The following is a 16,325-nucleotide window of genomic DNA, read 5'->3' on the forward strand; positions in this document are numbered from 1 at the left end:
GAGGAGGCCGACTGTGGCGACTCAGGTAGGTGTCGGCGAGGTTGCGATCGTCCCGACGATCAAGGGGTTCCGCCGCGCGGTGGGCGCCGAGGTGGATGCCACCACGAAGGAAGCCAAGGGCGCCTTCGAGAAGGGATTCGCCTCGGCCGGCACCAAGGCGGGCACTGACTCGGGCAAGGGCTTCCACTCTGCATTCGGTGGGGAGACGAAGAAGACCGTCGAGCAGCTCACGAAGAGCATGCGCGCCGATGTCGCGAAGGCCGCACGCGAAGTGTCGCAGGCACGGCTCAAGGAGCAGGACGCCGCGGGCAAGGTCCGTGTTGCGGAGGCTCAGCTTGCGGAGACCGGCAAGAAGTACGCCGCGGATTCCTCTCAGGTGGTCCGCGCGGAGGAGCGGCTGCAGGCTGCGCAGCGCACCCTCGCCGCCAGGCAAGACGATACGAAGTCGGCAACCGACAAGCTCAGCACGGCACAGACTCGGCTCGCGGATGCGACCGATAAGGCCGAACGGGAGTTGAAGCAGGTCGAGGACGCCGCAGACGGTGCTCAGGACGGCTTCGGAGACCTCTCCCGCTCCGCGGATCGAGCCGGCACCGAACTCGGCTCTGTGGGCGATTCTGGCGGCAAGAAGTTCTCGGGCGGTATCGCGGCCGGAATCGGTAAGGCCGCTCCCGTCATCCTCGCAGCCGTCGCGGCGCTCGGCATCGGGTCGATGGTGAGCAACGCGATCGACACCGCAGTGTCGTCGGTCATCACCTATGTGAAGGATTCGGTCAGCGCCGCGTCGAGCCTCGAGCAGTCGATGGGCGCAGTCGACGCGATCTTCAAGGAGAACGCGGAGACCATCAAGACGTGGTCTGCAGAGTCTGCCCAATCTGTCGGCCTCTCGCAGGTCAAGTATCAGGAGTTCGCGACCGTCGTTGGCGCGCAGCTCAAGAACATGGGTCTCCCCATGGGCGACGTGATATCGCAGACCGGCAACCTCATCTCCCTCGGCGCCGATCTCTCCGCCCAATTCGGCGGACCGACTTCGGATGCTGTGGATGCTCTGTCGTCCGCGCTTCGTGGAGAGCGAGATCCAATCGAGCGCTATGGCGTTGCGATCAAGCAGGCCGACATCAACGCTCGCCTCGCCGCGAAAGGCCTGAACGAACTCGAAGGCGACGCTCTCAAGGCTGCAGAGGCCAACGAGACGCTCGCGATGATCTATGAGCAGACCGCGGATGCCTCGGGCACTTTCGCCCGCGAATCAGACACGCTCGCCGGCCAGCAGCAGCGTCTCACCGCTGAGTGGGAGAACGCGCAGGCGAAGCTCGGCACATCGCTCATGCCGACGCTGACGGAACTCGCGAAGATCGCGAACGACGAGCTCGTGCCCGTCCTGAACGATGTCATCGATCAGGTAGGCCCCGAGCTCGGAGCCGCAGTCAAGGAGGCGGCGCCTTCCCTGATCGAGCTTGCGAACGCGGTCGCCGAGAACCTCCCGAAGTGGATCGAGCTCGGAACCGATGCGCTACCGGTCATCGTCGATGCCCTCGAAACAATCACTCCGATCCTCGTGGATGTCGCGAACGCGTGGGGCGTCTGGGGTGAGCAGATCAGTGCTCTGCTGGGCTGGCTGTCGGGCGACTCGAGCCTGTCTGAGACTGCTGAGAAGCTCGGCGGGATCGCGGGCTCATCGGAATCGGTGCTCGATGCGATCTCCGATCTGATCATCTGGTTCAACGATTTCTCGGTCGTCGTGGCGGAGACCGTCGGCCCCGTGATCGCGTGGCTGTCGGAGAAGTGGACCGAAGTGAAGTCCGGACTCGAATCAGTCCGGCAGTTCTTCGCTGATATCTGGCAACAGATCGGCCTCGCCCTCGGCGGCGCTCTCAAGTTCATCGTCGGCCTGATCACCGGCAACATGGATCTAGCCAAGCAGGGGCTCGACCAATTCCTCGGCGCAGCCCGGAGCATCTGGCAGAACGTCTCTGGCGCCTTCCGGTCCGGGGTCGAGTCGGCGGTGAGCTTCGTGACCGGTCTCCCCGGCCGGATCGTCTCCGCTCTGAGCGGTGCTGGATCGTGGCTCGTCTCGGTGGGTCGGGATATGGTGCAAGGCTTGATCAACGGCGTGAACGACATGGTCTCAAACGCCGTGCGCGCTGTCACCAATCTCGGCAGCTCCATGGTGAGCAAGGTGAAGTCGTTCCTCGGTATCGCCTCCCCGTCGAAGGTGTTCAAGCAGCTCGGCGTGTGGACTGGCGAAGGCCTCGCAATCGGGCTCGACAGCCAGCGATCGAAGGTTGAAGCGTCGAGCGAGGGGCTCGCGTCCACGCTTGCTGACGCCTTCTCCGGCGGAAGCGGGAGCTCACTGCAGACGAGAGTGTCGGCCGTGATGGATCTTGCGCTCGGCGGCACCCGCCTCGCGGCAGCGGGAGGGGTCCCGGCGGCCGGGGGTGCCGGTGGTGCGTCCACGGTAGTGCAGATCACCGGCCCCGTGTACGGCAACCCCGAGCACGTGGCCGAGGAGATCGATAAGAAGCGTCGCCGGGCGGACGCTGTCTATGGGGTGGGAGGTATCCGATGATCCGTCACGAGCTGAGAATGCCACACCCCACCCAGGCGGCACGGTTCGTCGTGTGGGATCTCACAGAGGCCCGATATCGGATCGAGACCGCGGCTGGTGCCGTCGTCTCCTCCGGTGTCGGGCCTCGCGTTGCCACCGGCATCGAAGGCATGGGCGGGCCAGGGATCGACGTTTTCGCGCGTGAGACGCCTCGCGGGGCTGGGCGGGTGCGTACCGGCACCCGTCCCACCGCCCGTTCGGCGTTCCTTCCCGTCGCGTTCAGCCAAGCGGGCCAGGACTGGGTTGCCGTGCAGCGCCTGTTCTGGTCCTGCCTTTCCCCGGACCGGGAGTCGGCGTGGCGGGTGTACGCGCCCGATGGTTCGTGGCGTGAGCTGCTCGTCTTCCTAGACGAGAACGCTACGGTCTACGCTCACGATCCGACGCAGATCCGACAGGTTGTCGGCGTAGCGCTCACCGCCGACAACCCATTCTGGTTGGGCCCGGAGCAACTCGCGGTGATGGCCGTGCAGCCGTCCGTCGAACCGTTCTTCGGCACGTCGAATGCCGCACCCCCGTTCTACATCGTGCCGGGTGCTCAGGACGGTTCTACCGGGCTGACGGTGGCCGGTGATGTGGAGGCGTGGCCGACGCTCACGATCCTGGGTCCCGCGAGCGCTTTCAGCACGCAGCCGCTGTTCGTGGAGTCGGCTGTGTCGGCCGAGATCCCGGTGTCGGGGTCGGAGCAGCTCGTGATCGACTTCGATCCGACCGCGCAGGCGGCGATGCTGCGCGCGAAGGGTGCGACGAGCGGCGGCACCAACGTGACCGCGCAGCTGACCGGGCGCGCGTTCTTCCCGATCGCGCCGACGTTCGAGCCTGACGTGCAGGTGGTGCTGCTCACACTGGCAGGCGCGGGCGAGGCGCGACTGACGTACCGGCCGAAGTACTGGAGGGCGATCTGATGGCACTGCTCAACGACAGCTTGGAGATCCGGCTGTGCTCTCCCGACTATCAGGAGGACTGGGGTGTGCTCGGTGACCCGATGCATGTGGTGCTCACGAAGATCCGCTCGTCGGCTGACGTGCTGGAGATCGGGGTGGATGCGGACTCGCCGCAGCGCGAGCTGCTGATGCGGGAGATGTGCGGCGTCGTCGTGCGGTTCCGTGGCCGGTGCGAGTTCATCGGGCACGTGTACCGGCGTGCCGGAGGGGTCCGGCCCGACGCCCCGATCACGGTGTACGCGCGCAGCGAGGACGAGGTATTCGATCAGACGCTCGCGTGGGTGATGCCGACGCCGGCGGTCTTCTCGGGATCCTGGGCCGGCCTGTACTCCTCGTCGAAGATCGAGGCGGAGGCCGAGAAGGACACGGCCCAGTCGTTCCCGGATCCGTTCATGGACCCCGGTCACTACATGTGGGTGTGGCCCTACACGGACTCGACGACTTGGACGTTCCGCCGCAAGCCGGCGGTCGTGGGTGAGCTGATCGCCCCGATGCTCGTGTCGAATCTGAAGCGGGTCGGCTACCGGCGCGGCACGTTGTGGAGCGTGCATCCCTCGACCCCGGCAGGGGATGGCCTGATCGAAGGTGCGGGCATCTACCTGCCGAGCGCCTTCGGAGCGCCGTATCAGGTCGTCGACGCCGCACGGTGGGGCTCCCCAACAGAGGCCGTACCGTGGGCGTTCGGGTTCGATGGGTTCTCGCCACGTTTCCAGACGCTGCGCGAGGTGATGGCGGCTTTTCAGACGTGGGCGGACCAGCACAACAATAGTTTCAACGTGGTCGCATCCGGGGAGATCGGGGGCGGCGCCTACAACGTGCGCGTCGGCTACGAAGCTTGCCCCGACCCGTACCCGGTGCCGCTGTCCGTCGCAGCTGGAACCGTCATCGACGGCGCCTGGTCGATGGCCGAGCACACTGCGTCGCGAGTCATCCTCGGTGGTCCTGGCGAGCAGGAAGCGCGGCTCTTCCAAGAGCGCCAGCAGCTCGACAGAGAGCAGCACGGCCGCGTCATCGAGGTCTTCAAGGACGCCACCGGAGCCAAGCTTCTGGCCCTCAACCAGGAAGGCTACGAGGATTTCCCTCGGTTCTACTTCGTGGACCCTGCCGTCCCGCAGGGGTACAAGAACCGCGCCAGGGCGTACTTCGATCAGCAGGGTGCCCGGTATCTCGCTGAGGCGGCGCCGGAGACCGAGGTGTCGGTCGAGCTGCAGGAGACGAGCGAGATCTACTACGGCGGCGAGTCCGGCTATGTCCTGGGTCAGATCGTCTCGATCGACTTGGGGTGGATGGTGCTGCGCAAGCGCGTCGAGAAGGTCACCATTGCTCTCTCCCGCGATTCGGGTCTCACGGTCACCCCGCAGGTCGGGTCCGAGGTGGCGTCCTCGGATGAAGTGCAGGCGCGCGCACTGCGGGCGGTCGCCGATCGCCAGCGCAGAGACAACTCAAGCAGATAGGAGAGCCAGATGGCTATGACAATCGCGGGCTTCCAAGGCACCGTCTCGGAGACGCAGTGGGCGCAGATCATGACCGCCGTGGCCCAGAAGTACGTGCTCACCTCCGGGGATCCGGTGCGCTCGTCCGGGCGGACCCTGCTCATCGACCCCCGAGCATCGGTCGGGGCCGGGGTACTGGTCGCGACCGACACCATCACCTCGGTCGCGGTCCCGGCACCTACGACGGGGCAGTGGCATCTGCTGGTGCTGCGCCGCACCTGGGGCGCAGCACGGTCGGCGCAGTACCTGCTGATCCCGGGCGCGACCGGCCCGAACTCAGCGCAGACCGCCCCGCCCTCGACATTGCCCGCCGGCCGGAATCGCTCGGTCGGTGTCGTCGATGACGAGCCGGTGGCCTGGGTGTACGCCCGATCCGGGACGACCGAGCTGCAACTCTGGCAGATGAGCGCGAAGCCCGCTGGCGTGATCCCCGGCCCCTGGGCCTTCTGGGACGCAGCCGAACAGGGGCCGCTCTCTCGCGCTGGCATCATGACGAATCCGGCGGCAGCGTGGAATGCGACCTTCGGTGAGATCAGGCTGCGCGTCGTGAACTACGACGTGCCGGTTGAGATCGACCCCACCCGCGAAAAACTGCAGGTCACACCCCTCAACACGGGCAATGGATATGGGTTCTTCAGCGTGGCCTCGATCGCAGCTTCGTCAGGCGGAACGACTCGGGTCAACGGCCGCTACATGCAGATCGGGTCAGCCGTTGAACGGGCGGTCACGATCCTGTGGCGCGTAGTGCCCCTCAACCGGTAGGTGAACTTCACGCGGCACTACCCGATCCCATCGAGAGCCCCGCTGAGTAGCGGGGCTCTTCGCATTCGAGGAAGGAACCGTATGGCAACCGCAACAGATCTGGCGGCCTACGTGCAGCGCGTCCGCTACCAGTGGATCGACGTCGACCGGGTGTTCGGCGCGCAGTGCTGGGACCAGTGGTCGCACTACGCGACGAACTTCCTCGGCGTTCCGTCGTGGCCGACATACACGAACGCCGGCGGCACCGGCCCGCACGCGGGCTGGGCCTGCAACGTCTGGCACCACTTCGACCGCTCCGGCCTCGGGCAGTGGTTCGAGAAGATCCCCGCCGGCCAACCCTTCCGCCCGGGCGACGTCGTGATCTGGGAGCTCGGGTCGGTCTGGTACCCGCTCTCGCACATCGCGACCCTGCTCGAGGTGCTCGCGAACGGGATGCTGCGCTGCCTCACCCAGAACCCGGGCGCGGTGCAGATCGCAGACCTCATCCCGCGGGGTGTGCTCGGCGCGCTCCGCCCGAAGGCGCTCACCGTGGGCGCCTTCCACACCTCCAAGACGCCGGCGCTCGCCGCGTCTCAGAAGGCCGCGGCGCTCGCGCGTGCGCGACGACGAAAGGACGACCCCATGCATCTCATTGTTCTGACCACTGGCGCCCGGCAGGACGGCTCTCCCGCATACGCGATCTACCGCCCCGGCGTGAAGGGCTCCTGGGAGGAGTACGACAAGAACGGCGCCCGCAAGCAGTACGCGAACGCACTCGCGAGCCAGTTCGGACAGCCGATGGAAGTCACCGTGGAGCGCTGGCTCGAGCTCAAGGAGAAGTACGCGTGAGCCCGATCGCGACCGCGCTCGCCGCAGCTGGGTTCGCGCTGCTCGTGCTCGCGGCGCTCACTGCGATCGTGTGGGCGCGCGAGCACGGCGCACAGCCTGCCCGCGCCGTGGCGGGGTGGGTGCGGGCGCGCTGGCTGCGCCTCGTCCCCGAACCTCGCTACGCGTCCACGGTGTACGCCTGCGCTTACGCCCTGTTCGTCGCGACGGGGGTGGTGACGCTCGCGTGGCCGCCGCAATCGCTCGAGGGCGTGTTCGGGGCCGGCGGCATGACCGTCGTTGGCCTGATGTTCCTCGTCGGTGGTGCGCTCGGCATGCTCGCGGGCTGGCGGGAATGGTGGGAGCTCGAGCGGTGGGCGATCGTCGCGATGGTCGCCGGTCTCGCCGCGTACGCGTACATCGTGATCGTGCTCCACTTCCAGTCCACCGGGTCGCGACTCACCCAGGCCGGTGTGATCCTCATCGCCTCCTGCGTGCTCGCGCTCCGTCTCGGGATGATCTGGCGGTACCCGTTCAAGCCGAGGGGGTAGCCGGTGGGAATCATCGACAGCCCCGACAAGCTCTGGTACACCCTCGCGGGCGCCCTCCTCGTGTGGCTCGGCCGCATCCTCGCCAACCGCATCCAACAGTCCACCGAGCAGCGCCGCCAGCAAGTCGACGCGCACGCCGCGGCGCTCACTGAGAACCGCAAACTCAAGGAGAGCCTGCACGCGCACCGCGTCGAGATGCTCAAGACCGGCACCTGGACCCAAGACACCCTGCCCCCCTTCATGAAGGAGTAACCCCATGACCACCCAGACCAAGACCGATCGCAAGAACCAGGACCGGCGCACGATCATGGCCGCCCTGATCGCCGTGCTCGTCGCCCGCCTCGTCGCACAGATCCCCGCGCTGGCCGCCGCGCTCGCGTGGGTCGACGGCGTGATCGCGGAGGCCGGCATCGTGTCGGTGCCGGCACTCGCGCTGCTGCAGGCGCTCGTGATCGCGCTCGTGATCCTCGCTTACCAGAGGCTCGCGCAGTGGCTCGGCGATCGCTGGCCGGCCGTTGAACGCATCATGCTCGGATCCGATGCGCGCCCGCACTACGTGCCCCGCTACGCCGTCGACTGACGCTGGTTACGTTGGCTGTCATATTCTGCCAACCGCACCAGTTCTGTCAGAATATGACAGCAATTGAAACGCGACCCCGCTGCTCTTCGGAGCGGCGGGGTCGCGTTTCTGCGTTTCACGCAAGGCTGTGCCACAGCCTTGGAGTTGGAGGATTCCAGGAGGTGTGTAATACATTGTGATATTATCACTCGCATGGACACACCCTTGCATGAGCGGGTGCGACTGGCACTCGCACCCATCGCCGGAACCCTGGCCAAGATCAGCGAAGATGCTGTAACGACCGCCGAATCTGCCGCCTCAGTGCTTGAGATCCCTCACACCGACCATTATCAGCCGACTCGCGTGCATATGGCTCGTGCCCGCATGCACAAGCGCCTGTGCGGTGTGGATCTGGGGCCATGGGCGCTGGATCTAGGGCAGCGCAACAATACGCCGATCCACCTGCGCACCGAAGGCCTCGCGCTTCGATTCCTGCACACTTCGGGAGTCGTACCGGCCCCGGGTACGAACCTTGCGCGGCAGTACTGGTATTCGAATCAAGGCCTGTTCGATGATGAGGCACTGGTGGCTCGCAGTGTTGAGATGCTTCTCCTGCTCTGGACCGCGGACTTCGCGGCCGGTACGGCTTTCATGCGTGTTGTGCATCCAGTCGGGACCTGGAAGTACGGCGAAAAGGCCCAGACGGACCTCTCGATTCCGCTCAATGATCTCGAGTTCTTTGAGGATGGCGGGTTCGATACGCGCGACGACGAGGAGGATCTGGTTATGCCCAGTAAGCGTGAAGCGGCTGAGGAAACGCAGGAAGGGGCCGGCAGTGTTTCTGCCTGAGCGCCTCATTTCCGCTCGCGCACTCACCGGGGTGACTCAGACTGCGCTCGCGGAGACGGCTGGCGTAGCGCAATCGATGGTCTCGATGGTGGAGAAGCATCAGCGAGATTTCACGGAGCAGCTCGCGGTGGCATTCTCTTCGGCGTTGGCACTTCCGCTCGAGTACTTCACGGTAACTCCGCGTTCAATTCCCCGCGATAGCTTGCATTATCGCAAGCAGTCGGGCGCGCGGGTGTCTGATACGGCGCGCGTCCATGAGCTCTTCTCGGAGGCGTTCCGAGTCACAGAATCGCTGCTTGATGGCTCTGGTTATCCCCGCCAGCAGCTACTGGCAGTTCAGGATGATGCTGAACTGCTCGATGTAGCCCGCATCGATGAACTTGCGCAGCAGACTCGTGAGATTCTGGGAATCGCTGCAGACGCTCCGATCTCCAATGTCACACGTGCGCTTGAGCGTGCAGGGGTGGCGGTGGCGACTATGAATGGCCATGATGACGGCTTCGTCAAGCACTCTGGGGTCTCTTGGTCCGCAGGTCGCGGCGAGGCCGCCCTGATCGGTGTGATGCAGGTTCGAGGAGACCGCGATCGATTCACGCTTGCGCATGAACTCGGGCATCTCGTGTTGCACAGCTTCCGGCGTTCCTCAGACCCGGAGCGTGAAGCTAACCTGTTCGCTGGCGCGTTCCTGATCCCTGCCCCGCAGGTTCGAGAGCATGTCGCCCACGATGCGACGTTAGTAGATTTGCGCCGGGTGAAGGCCACTTGGGGGCTTTCGATTCAGGCGATCTTGATGCGAGCCCAGGCGGTCGAGCAAATTGACGCAGCCCGGTCGCAGACACTGTGGAAACAGCTTTCTGCGAGGGGTTGGCGAAAGAACGAGCCGGTCGAGGTGGGCGCGGAGTCACCCCGCTTGCTCTTCAGGCTTTTGCAGGAGCGCTATGGCCCATCACCTTACAGTGCGCCCGAGATCGAAAATGAGATGGCACTCCCTGTGATGATGCTTCGTTCGCTCGCACCGTCTCCATCGACGCGTAAGCCTTCCTCGAGCACGCCACGCCCAGTCGCCCAACTCCCCTGGGCGGGTCACGGCTAGCTCTTACTGAGTACGGTTGCCCGCCGACGCTGACTCTACGCACTGCGCCCCCGCACCCTTGCTCTCACGAGCTCGAGTGCGGGGGCGCTTTCGATGTTCAGCGTTACTCCGTTGTTCCCCCCTCAGCCACTAGTGAACCAGCATCTGCTCGAACAGGCATGACGGTGCCAAGCTGAGGTACTGGCATGAAGGCACTCATCAGCCAAACCTTCGCTTCGAACACTCCTTTTCGAACTTCTTCGACGAGCCCCAGTTCTTTGAGTTTGCCCAGGTCGCGGGAAAGCGTTCGCTGATGCTGTTTGGCGTACTCGCGCGCGTGCCAAGCTGTAATGATCTCCAACTGATCGCGCGTGTACTCGACATCCTCATCCATCGAAAGCAGCAAGTCACGTCGCCGCTTAGCAATTCGGTTCTGAGGTTCGTTCCGGAAGCGTTCGTGAACATAGTTGACCCATGCCACCAGGCGCTGTTGATGCTGGACGGCTTCTACCTGCGCACGGAGTTCATCACGAAAGCCCTGAGCGCTATATGCGACGAATCCCACCACATCTCCATGGATTGAGGCTTCACTGAGCCTGGTGTAGTAACGAGACTTGGTTCGGTTGTAGAAGTCTGAAAGCACGTTTGCGCTCACCCACGGCACCAATCCGGAGGTAGCGAGAATAGCGCACTCAATAAGCCGCGAGGTCCTACCATTGCCGTCTCCGAACGGGTGGATCCAAGCGACATAGAGATGCGCAAGAACTGCGGCAAGGAACACAAAATAGAATCGGTTCTCTGGCTGCTCCTGCTTAGCGGCGTCATCGAGAATGGCGTTAAGCCAGTCACAGAGCTTCTGCATAAGGAACTCGACATCTTCTGTGGGCGCACCTCTATAGAGCCCTACCCCTACGTTCACGTCGCGAAATTCACCCGGGACTACATGGTCTTCAAGTTCCATGTCGGCCATGAGCATGGCGTGGATACTCTTGATCCACTCTGGAGTTAAGCGGAAATCGCCGTCGACCGAAGCAGCAGTCTCTCTCACTGATTCTAGAGCTGCCATGACATTGAGAACTTCCTGCTCCAAGTACTCGCGCGACGGCGGCTGCGTCTTGCCTCGTTCGAGCAGCTTGTCGACTTCTTCTTGGGTAAGAGTGTTTCCCTCGATCTGTGCCGAGGCAAGGGCCCCACGGCGCAGATAAATTACTGATAGATGATCTGCTGTGCCTGGCATGAGAGGCGTGCCGATGAGGTGCATTGACTTGGAGTAGCACTCGCCAAGTTGGGCCCAAATTAGCGGCGGAAGATCGCGATTGTCGAACTTAAATGTTAACCAAGGGTGACTATCAGCGTATGCGCGATGCGTTGTCTCCATTGGGTCACACTACTAATGCTAGTTCAAATTGTCCAACCCAATGTCACAACTCCAGGCACATTAGCCCAGTCTCAGTCAGCGCGGATCTGCGCCTACATCCGCCACTATCCAAAAGAGCGATGGCATCTTGCCAATGGGGCCGTTGTGAGCTCGTGCGAGATCCCCTCTGACGCGCGCTGCACCTTCGCTACCAGCGCAGCGTCGCCGGGCTGCTCGGGATCAAGCCAGTCGCCGTGCTCGTCGCGTGGGAGAACGAGCGGCATCCGCGGCCAGTACTCGGCCGCTTCGCTGCCGGTGGGGGCGTCGCGGGTGACCATCGAGTACGTTGTGAGTTCACCGTCGTCGGTGGTGACGGTGGAGGTGACCGCGGCGATCCCGAACTGCTCGCCGTCTGGCAGCGCGAAGCGCCCTTTCTTCTCGACGTACCAGCTCGCCGGCAGCAGCGCGCGGCGCTGGAACGGCTTCTTCCACGAGCGCAACAGCCGGTCGTCGCGAGAGTTGAACGCGGAGAACTTCACCGGCCCGCTGCCGTCAAGCCAGAGCCACCACCACCCGAACACGAGCTCACGATCACCGTCCTCGGCCGCGCGGATGATGGGGTTCAGGTTGCGGGCCTTCGATCCGGTGATCGCGGCCCTGCCGTCGCGGCCCTGTGCCCACTCCGCGATCGCGCGCTCGGACTCGCGCTGGTCCAGTGGGCGGAGCGGATTGCGCGGTTCCTCCCCGTCGTGGAGGTAGCCGCCAAGTCCGTAGCTGTTGCACATGCGCACAGGCTACGCCGCCGCGCCGCCCGCGGACACCCCCTCGCGCCCCACGAGGGCGATGGGCTACTCCGAGCGCGACTCCTGATCCGCGGCAGCGCTCGCCGCCGCGATGATGCGGCTCACCTGCATGCGGGAGAGGCGCACGGCCGCGGCGATCGCTGTCTGGGGGATCTTGGCGGCGTGGGCGTCGAGGATCGCGGCGTCGCGGGCGGCGTGGGCCTGCTCGAGGCGGTCGGCGGCGGCTGTGAGGGCGCGGGCGTGGTTGGTCATCGTCGGCCTCGGATCGCGTAGATGAGCGCGGCCACAGCAATCACCGCGGCGGCGATGGAGATGATGAGGGTGAGGGTGAGGGTCTGCATGAGGGGCTCCTGGTGGACGTAGGATGGAGGGGTAGGGCCCCGAGTATCTAACGGCTACTCGGGGCCCTTCTCTGTCAGTCGCGGTTGCGCCGGTTGCGCTTCGCGGTCTGCCAGAGGATGAGGGCGGTGATGAGGTTGACCAGTGCGGTGAAGAACCCGATGATCTCCATGTTTCCCTCCCTCTCTGTCGGGGTATCTCCCCGACGTCTCTAGTGTAACATCATGTGGCACAATTGTGCAACATGATGTTACGCGGCGGGGGCCGATCCGATCACGACAGGCTGCGCCCCTCGACGGGTTTGTGTCGCTGATCCCAGGATCGCCACGTCACCGCGGCAGCCATCTGCACGCTCGGGAAGTACCCGACGAGGGCGCGTACGTCGGGATCCTCGTCGCCGGTCACCGAGCGCCAGAGCAGCGCGGACGGGCGCCCGATTCGCACCCGGCGGATGATCGCGACCCGGATCGAGCCGTCGTACATCCACGCCTCTTCATCGCTGACGCGCGTCAGCGTCATCATCGGACTCCACGGCATCCCACCCATGCGGGCGAGAGTAGCCGCGACCCCCGACATCAGACCCGCCGCACGCTGAGCATCTGCCACCCCTCGGGCACCGCAGCCCGTAACTCGGCATAGCTGGGTGCCTCGATCTCCTGCACCTTGTCGCGCCGCTCATAGGTGCCGGTCGCAGTGATCGCCATCGACGCCTTCGCCATCGAGACGGGCGCCAGCGTCAGCACGAACCCATCCGGGCACTGCTCCCGGAGATGCTGCTGGATCTCGCCGAGCGACTCCCCTTCCACGGTGACCTGGTGGGTTTCAGCGAGACGAATCGTGGCATACAGCATGAGACGAGGCTATCGCCCATGCCCTCGACCCCCGCCAGAGAATGCGCTGCACGGCGCGCCGTGTGTACTGCGTGTTTACTGGCGCCAATAGCGAGCCCATCCACGCGCCCCACAGGCACAAGAAAACCCCCTCAACATCCGCTTGTTTCTGCGGATGTTGAGGGGGTTCTGGTGTTTCTTGCGGCTGCTTTCGTGCCCCCGGAGGGATTCGAACCCCCGACCTACGGTACCGGAAACCGGCGCTCTATCCCCTGAGCTACGGAGGCGAGCACGGGCAGCCGCGACTAGCCTAGCGCACTTCGGAAGGCCGCCCGTGCCACCCCCTCAGGCGAGCGACAGGAACAGTCGCTCGAGTTCGTCGGGCTGCGGGGCGCCCTCGGCGCCGGGGTTGGCGAGGCACTCCTTGAGCGACGACGAGATCACCAGGAAGCCCGCACGATCCAGCGCCTTCGAGACCGCCGCGAGCTGCTGCACCACGTCGCGGCAGTGCGCGTCTCCCTCGACGGCGTCGACCACCGCCGCGAGCTGCCCCTGCGCCCGGCGCAGCCGGTTGACGACCTTGCGCTTGGCCTCAGGGTCGTGGCCGAAGACGGCCCCCTCTTCGATGCTCGCATCACTCATGTCGCTCTCCCATTCGAAATCTGACTTGACAGCCAGGATACCCCATGGGGTATATTTTCTCTATCACAGGATACCCCCAGGGGTATTAGCTTCCGCGAAAGGACACCCCATGTGCCGCCCCACCCGATGCCGCGTCTGCGGCAAGACCACCTGGGCCGGCTGCGGCCAGCACGTCGCGGCTGTCAAAGCCTCCGTGCCCAGGAACGACTGGTGCGGCGGCACGCACAGCAGGGCCGAGACCGAGGCCGCGCAGGCCTCTCGCGGCGGCTTGCTCTCGCGCCTGTTCGGCCGCTGATCCGCAGCACCGACCCCGAATCCCCGCACCACCCGAAAGGATCACCGATCATGTGCGCACGCACCACCTGCCCCGACTGCGGCAAGCCCACCTGGGCCGGCTGCGGCAACCACATCGAGGAGGCCCTGGCCGGCGTCCCCGAGACCGACCGCTGCCACTGCGGCTGACACGCTCGACGACCCCAGGAGGTACCATGCTGCTCGAACGCATCTACGACGAGGATCTCGCGCAGGCGAGCTATCTCATCGGCTGCCAGGCCAGAGGCAGGGCCGTCGTGGTCGACGCCCGCCGAGACATCGACGTGTATCTCGATCTCGCGGCCGCCAACGGCATGACGATCACCGCCGTCACCGAGACCCACATCCACGCCGACTATCTCTCCGGCACCCGCGAGCTCGCCGATCGCACCGGCGCCCAGGTGCACGTCAGCGACGAGGGCGGACCCGACTGGATTTACGGCCCCGACTTCGACGGCGCGGTGCGCATGAAGCACGGGCACCGCATCGAGCTGGGCAACATCACCGTCGAGGCCGTGCACACCCCGGGCCACACGCCCGAGCACCTGTCGTTCCTCGTCACCGACGGCGCGCAGACCGACGAACCCGGTTTCCTGCTCACGGGCGACTTCGTGTTCGTCGGCGACCTCGGCCGACCCGACCTGCTCGACGAGGCCGCCGGCGGCGTCGACACCCGCTTCCAGGGCGCGAAGGATCTCTTCGCGAGCCTGCGCGACCGCTTCCTCACCCTGCCCGACTACGTGCAGGTGCTGCCCGCCCACGGCTCGGGCTCGGCGTGCGGCAGATCCCTCGGCTCGATCCCGTCGTCGACCGTCGGCTACGAGCGCAACTTCTCGTGGTGGGCGCCCTACCTCGCCGCCGACGACGAACAGGGCTTCGTCGACGAGCTGCTGCGCGGGCAGCCCGACGCCCATGCCTACTTCGGCCGCATGAAGATGCAGAACAGGATCGGCCCCGCCATCCTCGGCGAGGCGCCGGAACTCGTCGAGTACGCGGCCGACCGGCTCGCCGCCGAGCTCGCCGCCGAGCGAGCGATCCTCGTCGATACCCGTCATCACCACGACGTGCACGAGGGCACGGTGCCGCGCTCGCTCAACATCCCCGGCATCGCGAAGGCGGCGAGCTACGGCGCCTGGGTCTACGACCCCGAGACCGAGCAGCGCCCGCTCGTGCTGCTGAGCGGTTCGCGCACCGAGGCCGAGATCATGCGCGACCACCTGGTGCGCGTGGGCATCGACACCGTGCGCGGCTTCATCACGTCGCTCGACGGCCTCGAGCTCGTGCGACCGCCCCTCGTGCGGCCCGAGCAGCTCGACGACATCGAGCGAGCCATGCTGCTCGACGTGCGCAACAAGACCGAGTACGCGGCGGGCCACCTGCCCGGTGCGGCCCAGCTCTCGGGCGGCCGCGTGCTGTGGCAGCGGGATCGGCTCCCCGAGAGGGGCACCGGTCCGATCGTCACCTACTGCCAGAGCGGTGTGCGGGGCAGCGTGACCGCGAGTGCGCTGCGTCGAGAGGGCTACGACGTCGTCGAGCTCGACGGCAGCTACCTCGGCTGGGTCGCGGTGCCGGGCAACGACCCCGTCGTCGCCTAGGGCGTGTCTCGCAGATCGTTGCCGTCGCGAGCAGCGCTTGGGCGGGGTGCTTCGCAAGGCGGAGGAGGACGGTTTGCCGGGTTGTAGATCTGACGACGACAACGCAGCGAGGCGCCTCGAACAGGCGCGCGCAGTAGGCAAGGAGCTGCGAGACACGCCCGAGGGGCTCCAACCTTGGCGGGCGCCGTTCTCGACGCGGCGCCCCGCCTTCCGCCTCCGGCTGCGCACGACCGCTGCTCGGCTGTTCGCGACCGCTATCCCGCCCCCTGTCCGCCTACCTGCCTATCTGCCGCCCGCCCACCCGCCGAAAGGAACCCCATGTCCCGCAGCACCCTCCTGCACACCCTGCGCGCCGCCCGGCCGCTCATCGCCCTGCCCTGCGCGGCCGCCGCCCTGACCGTCGGACTGACCGCGTGCGCACCGGCCGCCGCAGAGCCTGGTGGTCCCGTCGAGCTCAGCGCCGACACTATGCTGCTCGACGTGCGCACGCCCGAGGAATTCGCGACCGGCCACCTCGACGGCGCCCGATTGATCGACTTCGCCGGCGGCGAGGTGCAGGCCGCGATCCCGAGCCTCGACCCCGACGCCGAGTACCTCGTCTACTGCCGCTCGGGCAACCGCTCCGGCCAGGCCGTCGCCCTGCTGGAACGGGCCGGGTTCACGAGCGTCACGAACCTCGGCTCGGTCGAGCAGGCCTCGGCCGCGACCGGTCTGCCGATCGTCGCCGAATAGCGCATCGCGGCGGCAGCCCCCACAATGGAAGCTGCGATCCGCGACCGCGGAGCCCCGACCGAAGGAGAACCGCCAT

19 protein-coding genes and 1 tRNA gene are annotated in these 16,325 nt (G+C 65.8%); 13 read left to right on the forward strand and 7 right to left on the reverse strand.

Translation table 11 applies throughout. The features are described from left to right. Positions 1 to 13 precede the first annotated feature (13 nt). From Leucomu_RS10765 to Leucomu_RS10805, 10 genes are all read left to right on the forward strand, one after another. Positions 14 to 2,569, forward strand: coding sequence for a phage tail protein (locus Leucomu_RS10765; RefSeq protein ID WP_128387224.1), 2,556 nt, complete (start codon positions 14 to 16; stop codon positions 2,567 to 2,569). Further along, entirely contained in the window at positions 2,566 to 3,510 is a 945-nt protein-coding gene (locus Leucomu_RS10770) for a hypothetical protein (RefSeq protein ID WP_128387225.1), read from the forward strand. Before Leucomu_RS10765 ends, Leucomu_RS10770 begins: the two co-directional genes overlap by 4 nt. Continuing rightward, on the forward strand, positions 3,510 to 5,003 hold the full coding sequence (locus Leucomu_RS10775; RefSeq protein WP_128387226.1) for a Gp37-like protein: 1,494 nt from the start codon (positions 3,510 to 3,512) through the stop codon (positions 5,001 to 5,003). Before Leucomu_RS10770 ends, Leucomu_RS10775 begins: the two co-directional genes overlap by 1 nt. Positions 5,004 to 5,012: 9 nt before the next feature. Continuing rightward, a complete protein-coding gene (locus Leucomu_RS10780; protein ID WP_128387227.1) occupies positions 5,013 to 5,804 on the forward strand; it encodes a hypothetical protein in 792 nt (263 codons plus the stop codon). A gap of 81 nt (positions 5,805 to 5,885) precedes the next feature. Then, positions 5,886 to 6,632, forward strand: a complete 747-nt coding sequence (locus tag Leucomu_RS10785; RefSeq protein ID WP_128387228.1) for a hypothetical protein — start codon at positions 5,886 to 5,888, stop codon at positions 6,630 to 6,632. Continuing rightward, positions 6,629 to 7,159 carry a hypothetical protein gene (locus Leucomu_RS10790; RefSeq protein WP_128387229.1) on the forward strand — a complete coding sequence of 177 codons (531 nt, stop codon included), beginning with the start codon at positions 6,629 to 6,631 and terminating at the stop codon, positions 7,157 to 7,159. Before Leucomu_RS10785 ends, Leucomu_RS10790 begins: the two co-directional genes overlap by 4 nt. 3 nt (positions 7,160 to 7,162) lie before the next feature. Then, complete coding sequence (locus Leucomu_RS10795) at positions 7,163 to 7,411, forward strand: hypothetical protein (RefSeq protein ID WP_017883455.1); 249 nt, start codon at positions 7,163 to 7,165, stop codon at positions 7,409 to 7,411. 4 nt (positions 7,412 to 7,415) lie between these two features. Further along, positions 7,416 to 7,739: a hypothetical protein gene (locus Leucomu_RS10800; protein ID WP_128387230.1), complete on the forward strand. Its 324-nt coding sequence runs from the start codon at positions 7,416 to 7,418 to the stop codon at positions 7,737 to 7,739. Positions 7,740 to 7,931: 192 nt separating this feature from the next. Continuing rightward, complete coding sequence (locus Leucomu_RS15200) at positions 7,932 to 8,567, forward strand: hypothetical protein (RefSeq protein WP_164884540.1); 636 nt, start codon at positions 7,932 to 7,934, stop codon at positions 8,565 to 8,567. After that, entirely contained in the window at positions 8,554 to 9,660 is a 1,107-nt protein-coding gene (locus Leucomu_RS10805) for a helix-turn-helix domain-containing protein (RefSeq protein WP_164884541.1), read from the forward strand. Before Leucomu_RS15200 ends, Leucomu_RS10805 begins: the two co-directional genes overlap by 14 nt. 103 nt (positions 9,661 to 9,763) lie before the next feature. On the opposite strand, the gene Leucomu_RS10810 is transcribed toward Leucomu_RS10805, so the two are convergent. The 7 genes from Leucomu_RS10810 to Leucomu_RS10840 all read right to left on the reverse strand — a co-directional run bounded on the left by Leucomu_RS10810 (position 9,764) and on the right by Leucomu_RS10840 (position 13,610). After that, positions 9,764 to 11,017, reverse strand: a complete 1,254-nt coding sequence (locus Leucomu_RS10810; protein WP_128387232.1) for a Fic family protein — start codon at positions 11,015 to 11,017, stop codon at positions 9,764 to 9,766. Between the two features lie 104 nt (positions 11,018 to 11,121). Beyond that, the gene (locus tag Leucomu_RS10815) at positions 11,122 to 11,781 is read right to left on the reverse strand and encodes an SOS response-associated peptidase family protein (RefSeq protein ID WP_128386389.1); all 660 of its coding nucleotides are present in this window, start codon (positions 11,779 to 11,781) and stop codon (positions 11,122 to 11,124) included. A gap of 63 nt (positions 11,782 to 11,844) precedes the next feature. Further along, positions 11,845 to 12,051 (reverse strand): hypothetical protein, encoded by a 207-nt coding sequence (locus Leucomu_RS10820; protein ID WP_128386390.1) that lies wholly within the window; start codon positions 12,049 to 12,051, stop codon positions 11,845 to 11,847. A 360-nt stretch (positions 12,052 to 12,411) separates the two neighbouring features. Then, positions 12,412 to 12,657, reverse strand: a complete 246-nt coding sequence (locus Leucomu_RS10825) for a hypothetical protein (protein WP_128387233.1) — start codon at positions 12,655 to 12,657, stop codon at positions 12,412 to 12,414. 56 nt (positions 12,658 to 12,713) lie between these two features. Next, positions 12,714 to 12,989, reverse strand: a complete 276-nt coding sequence (locus Leucomu_RS10830; protein ID WP_128387234.1) for a hypothetical protein — start codon at positions 12,987 to 12,989, stop codon at positions 12,714 to 12,716. A gap of 193 nt (positions 12,990 to 13,182) precedes the next feature. Then, positions 13,183 to 13,255 (reverse strand) — tRNA-Arg (locus Leucomu_RS10835). 58 nt (positions 13,256 to 13,313) lie between these two features. Beyond that, positions 13,314 to 13,610, reverse strand: a complete 297-nt coding sequence (locus Leucomu_RS10840) for a metal-sensitive transcriptional regulator (protein WP_128387235.1) — start codon at positions 13,608 to 13,610, stop codon at positions 13,314 to 13,316. 109 nt (positions 13,611 to 13,719) lie between these two features. Between Leucomu_RS10840 and Leucomu_RS15205 the strand changes: the two genes are divergently transcribed. The 3 genes from Leucomu_RS15205 (at position 13,720) to Leucomu_RS10855 (ending at position 16,249) form a co-directional block, all read left to right on the forward strand. Continuing rightward, positions 13,720 to 13,905 (forward strand): hypothetical protein, encoded by a 186-nt coding sequence (locus Leucomu_RS15205; RefSeq protein ID WP_017883397.1) that lies wholly within the window; start codon positions 13,720 to 13,722, stop codon positions 13,903 to 13,905. A gap of 193 nt (positions 13,906 to 14,098) precedes the next feature. After that, complete coding sequence (locus tag Leucomu_RS10850; RefSeq protein ID WP_128387237.1) at positions 14,099 to 15,517, forward strand: MBL fold metallo-hydrolase; 1,419 nt, start codon at positions 14,099 to 14,101, stop codon at positions 15,515 to 15,517. Positions 15,518 to 15,835: 318 nt separating this feature from the next. Beyond that, a complete protein-coding gene (locus Leucomu_RS10855; protein WP_194294548.1) occupies positions 15,836 to 16,249 on the forward strand; it encodes a rhodanese-like domain-containing protein in 414 nt (137 codons plus the stop codon). Positions 16,250 to 16,325 lie beyond the last annotated feature (76 nt).

The sequence above is a fragment of the Leucobacter muris genome (assembly GCF_004028235.1).
Classification (GTDB): domain Bacteria; phylum Actinomycetota; class Actinomycetes; order Actinomycetales; family Microbacteriaceae; genus Leucobacter; species Leucobacter muris.

Coding starts and splice junctions, on each gene's coding strand:
- Leucomu_RS10855 (WP_194294548.1), top strand. CDS start 15,836: ATGTCCCGCAGCACCCTCCTGCACACCCTGCGCGCCGCCCGGCCGCTC.
- Leucomu_RS10830 (WP_128387234.1), bottom strand. CDS start 12,989: ATGCTGTATGCCACGATTCGTCTCGCTGAAACCCACCAGGTCACCGTG.
- Leucomu_RS10810 (WP_128387232.1), bottom strand. CDS start 11,017: ATGGAGACAACGCATCGCGCATACGCTGATAGTCACCCTTGGTTAACA.
- Leucomu_RS10840 (WP_128387235.1), bottom strand. CDS start 13,610: ATGAGTGATGCGAGCATCGAAGAGGGGGCCGTCTTCGGCCACGACCCT.
- Leucomu_RS10850 (WP_128387237.1), top strand. CDS start 14,099: ATGCTGCTCGAACGCATCTACGACGAGGATCTCGCGCAGGCGAGCTAT.
- Leucomu_RS10785 (WP_128387228.1), top strand. CDS start 5,886: ATGGCAACCGCAACAGATCTGGCGGCCTACGTGCAGCGCGTCCGCTAC.
- Leucomu_RS10775 (WP_128387226.1), top strand. CDS start 3,510: ATGGCACTGCTCAACGACAGCTTGGAGATCCGGCTGTGCTCTCCCGAC.
- Leucomu_RS10820 (WP_128386390.1), bottom strand. CDS start 12,051: ATGACCAACCACGCCCGCGCCCTCACAGCCGCCGCCGACCGCCTCGAG.
- Leucomu_RS10825 (WP_128387233.1), bottom strand. CDS start 12,657: ATGACGCTGACGCGCGTCAGCGATGAAGAGGCGTGGATGTACGACGGC.
- Leucomu_RS10815 (WP_128386389.1), bottom strand. CDS start 11,781: ATGTGCAACAGCTACGGACTTGGCGGCTACCTCCACGACGGGGAGGAA.
- Leucomu_RS10770 (WP_128387225.1), top strand. CDS start 2,566: ATGATCCGTCACGAGCTGAGAATGCCACACCCCACCCAGGCGGCACGG.
- Leucomu_RS15205 (WP_017883397.1), top strand. CDS start 13,720: ATGTGCCGCCCCACCCGATGCCGCGTCTGCGGCAAGACCACCTGGGCC.
- Leucomu_RS15200 (WP_164884540.1), top strand. CDS start 7,932: ATGGACACACCCTTGCATGAGCGGGTGCGACTGGCACTCGCACCCATC.
- Leucomu_RS10780 (WP_128387227.1), top strand. CDS start 5,013: ATGGCTATGACAATCGCGGGCTTCCAAGGCACCGTCTCGGAGACGCAG.
- Leucomu_RS10800 (WP_128387230.1), top strand. CDS start 7,416: ATGACCACCCAGACCAAGACCGATCGCAAGAACCAGGACCGGCGCACG.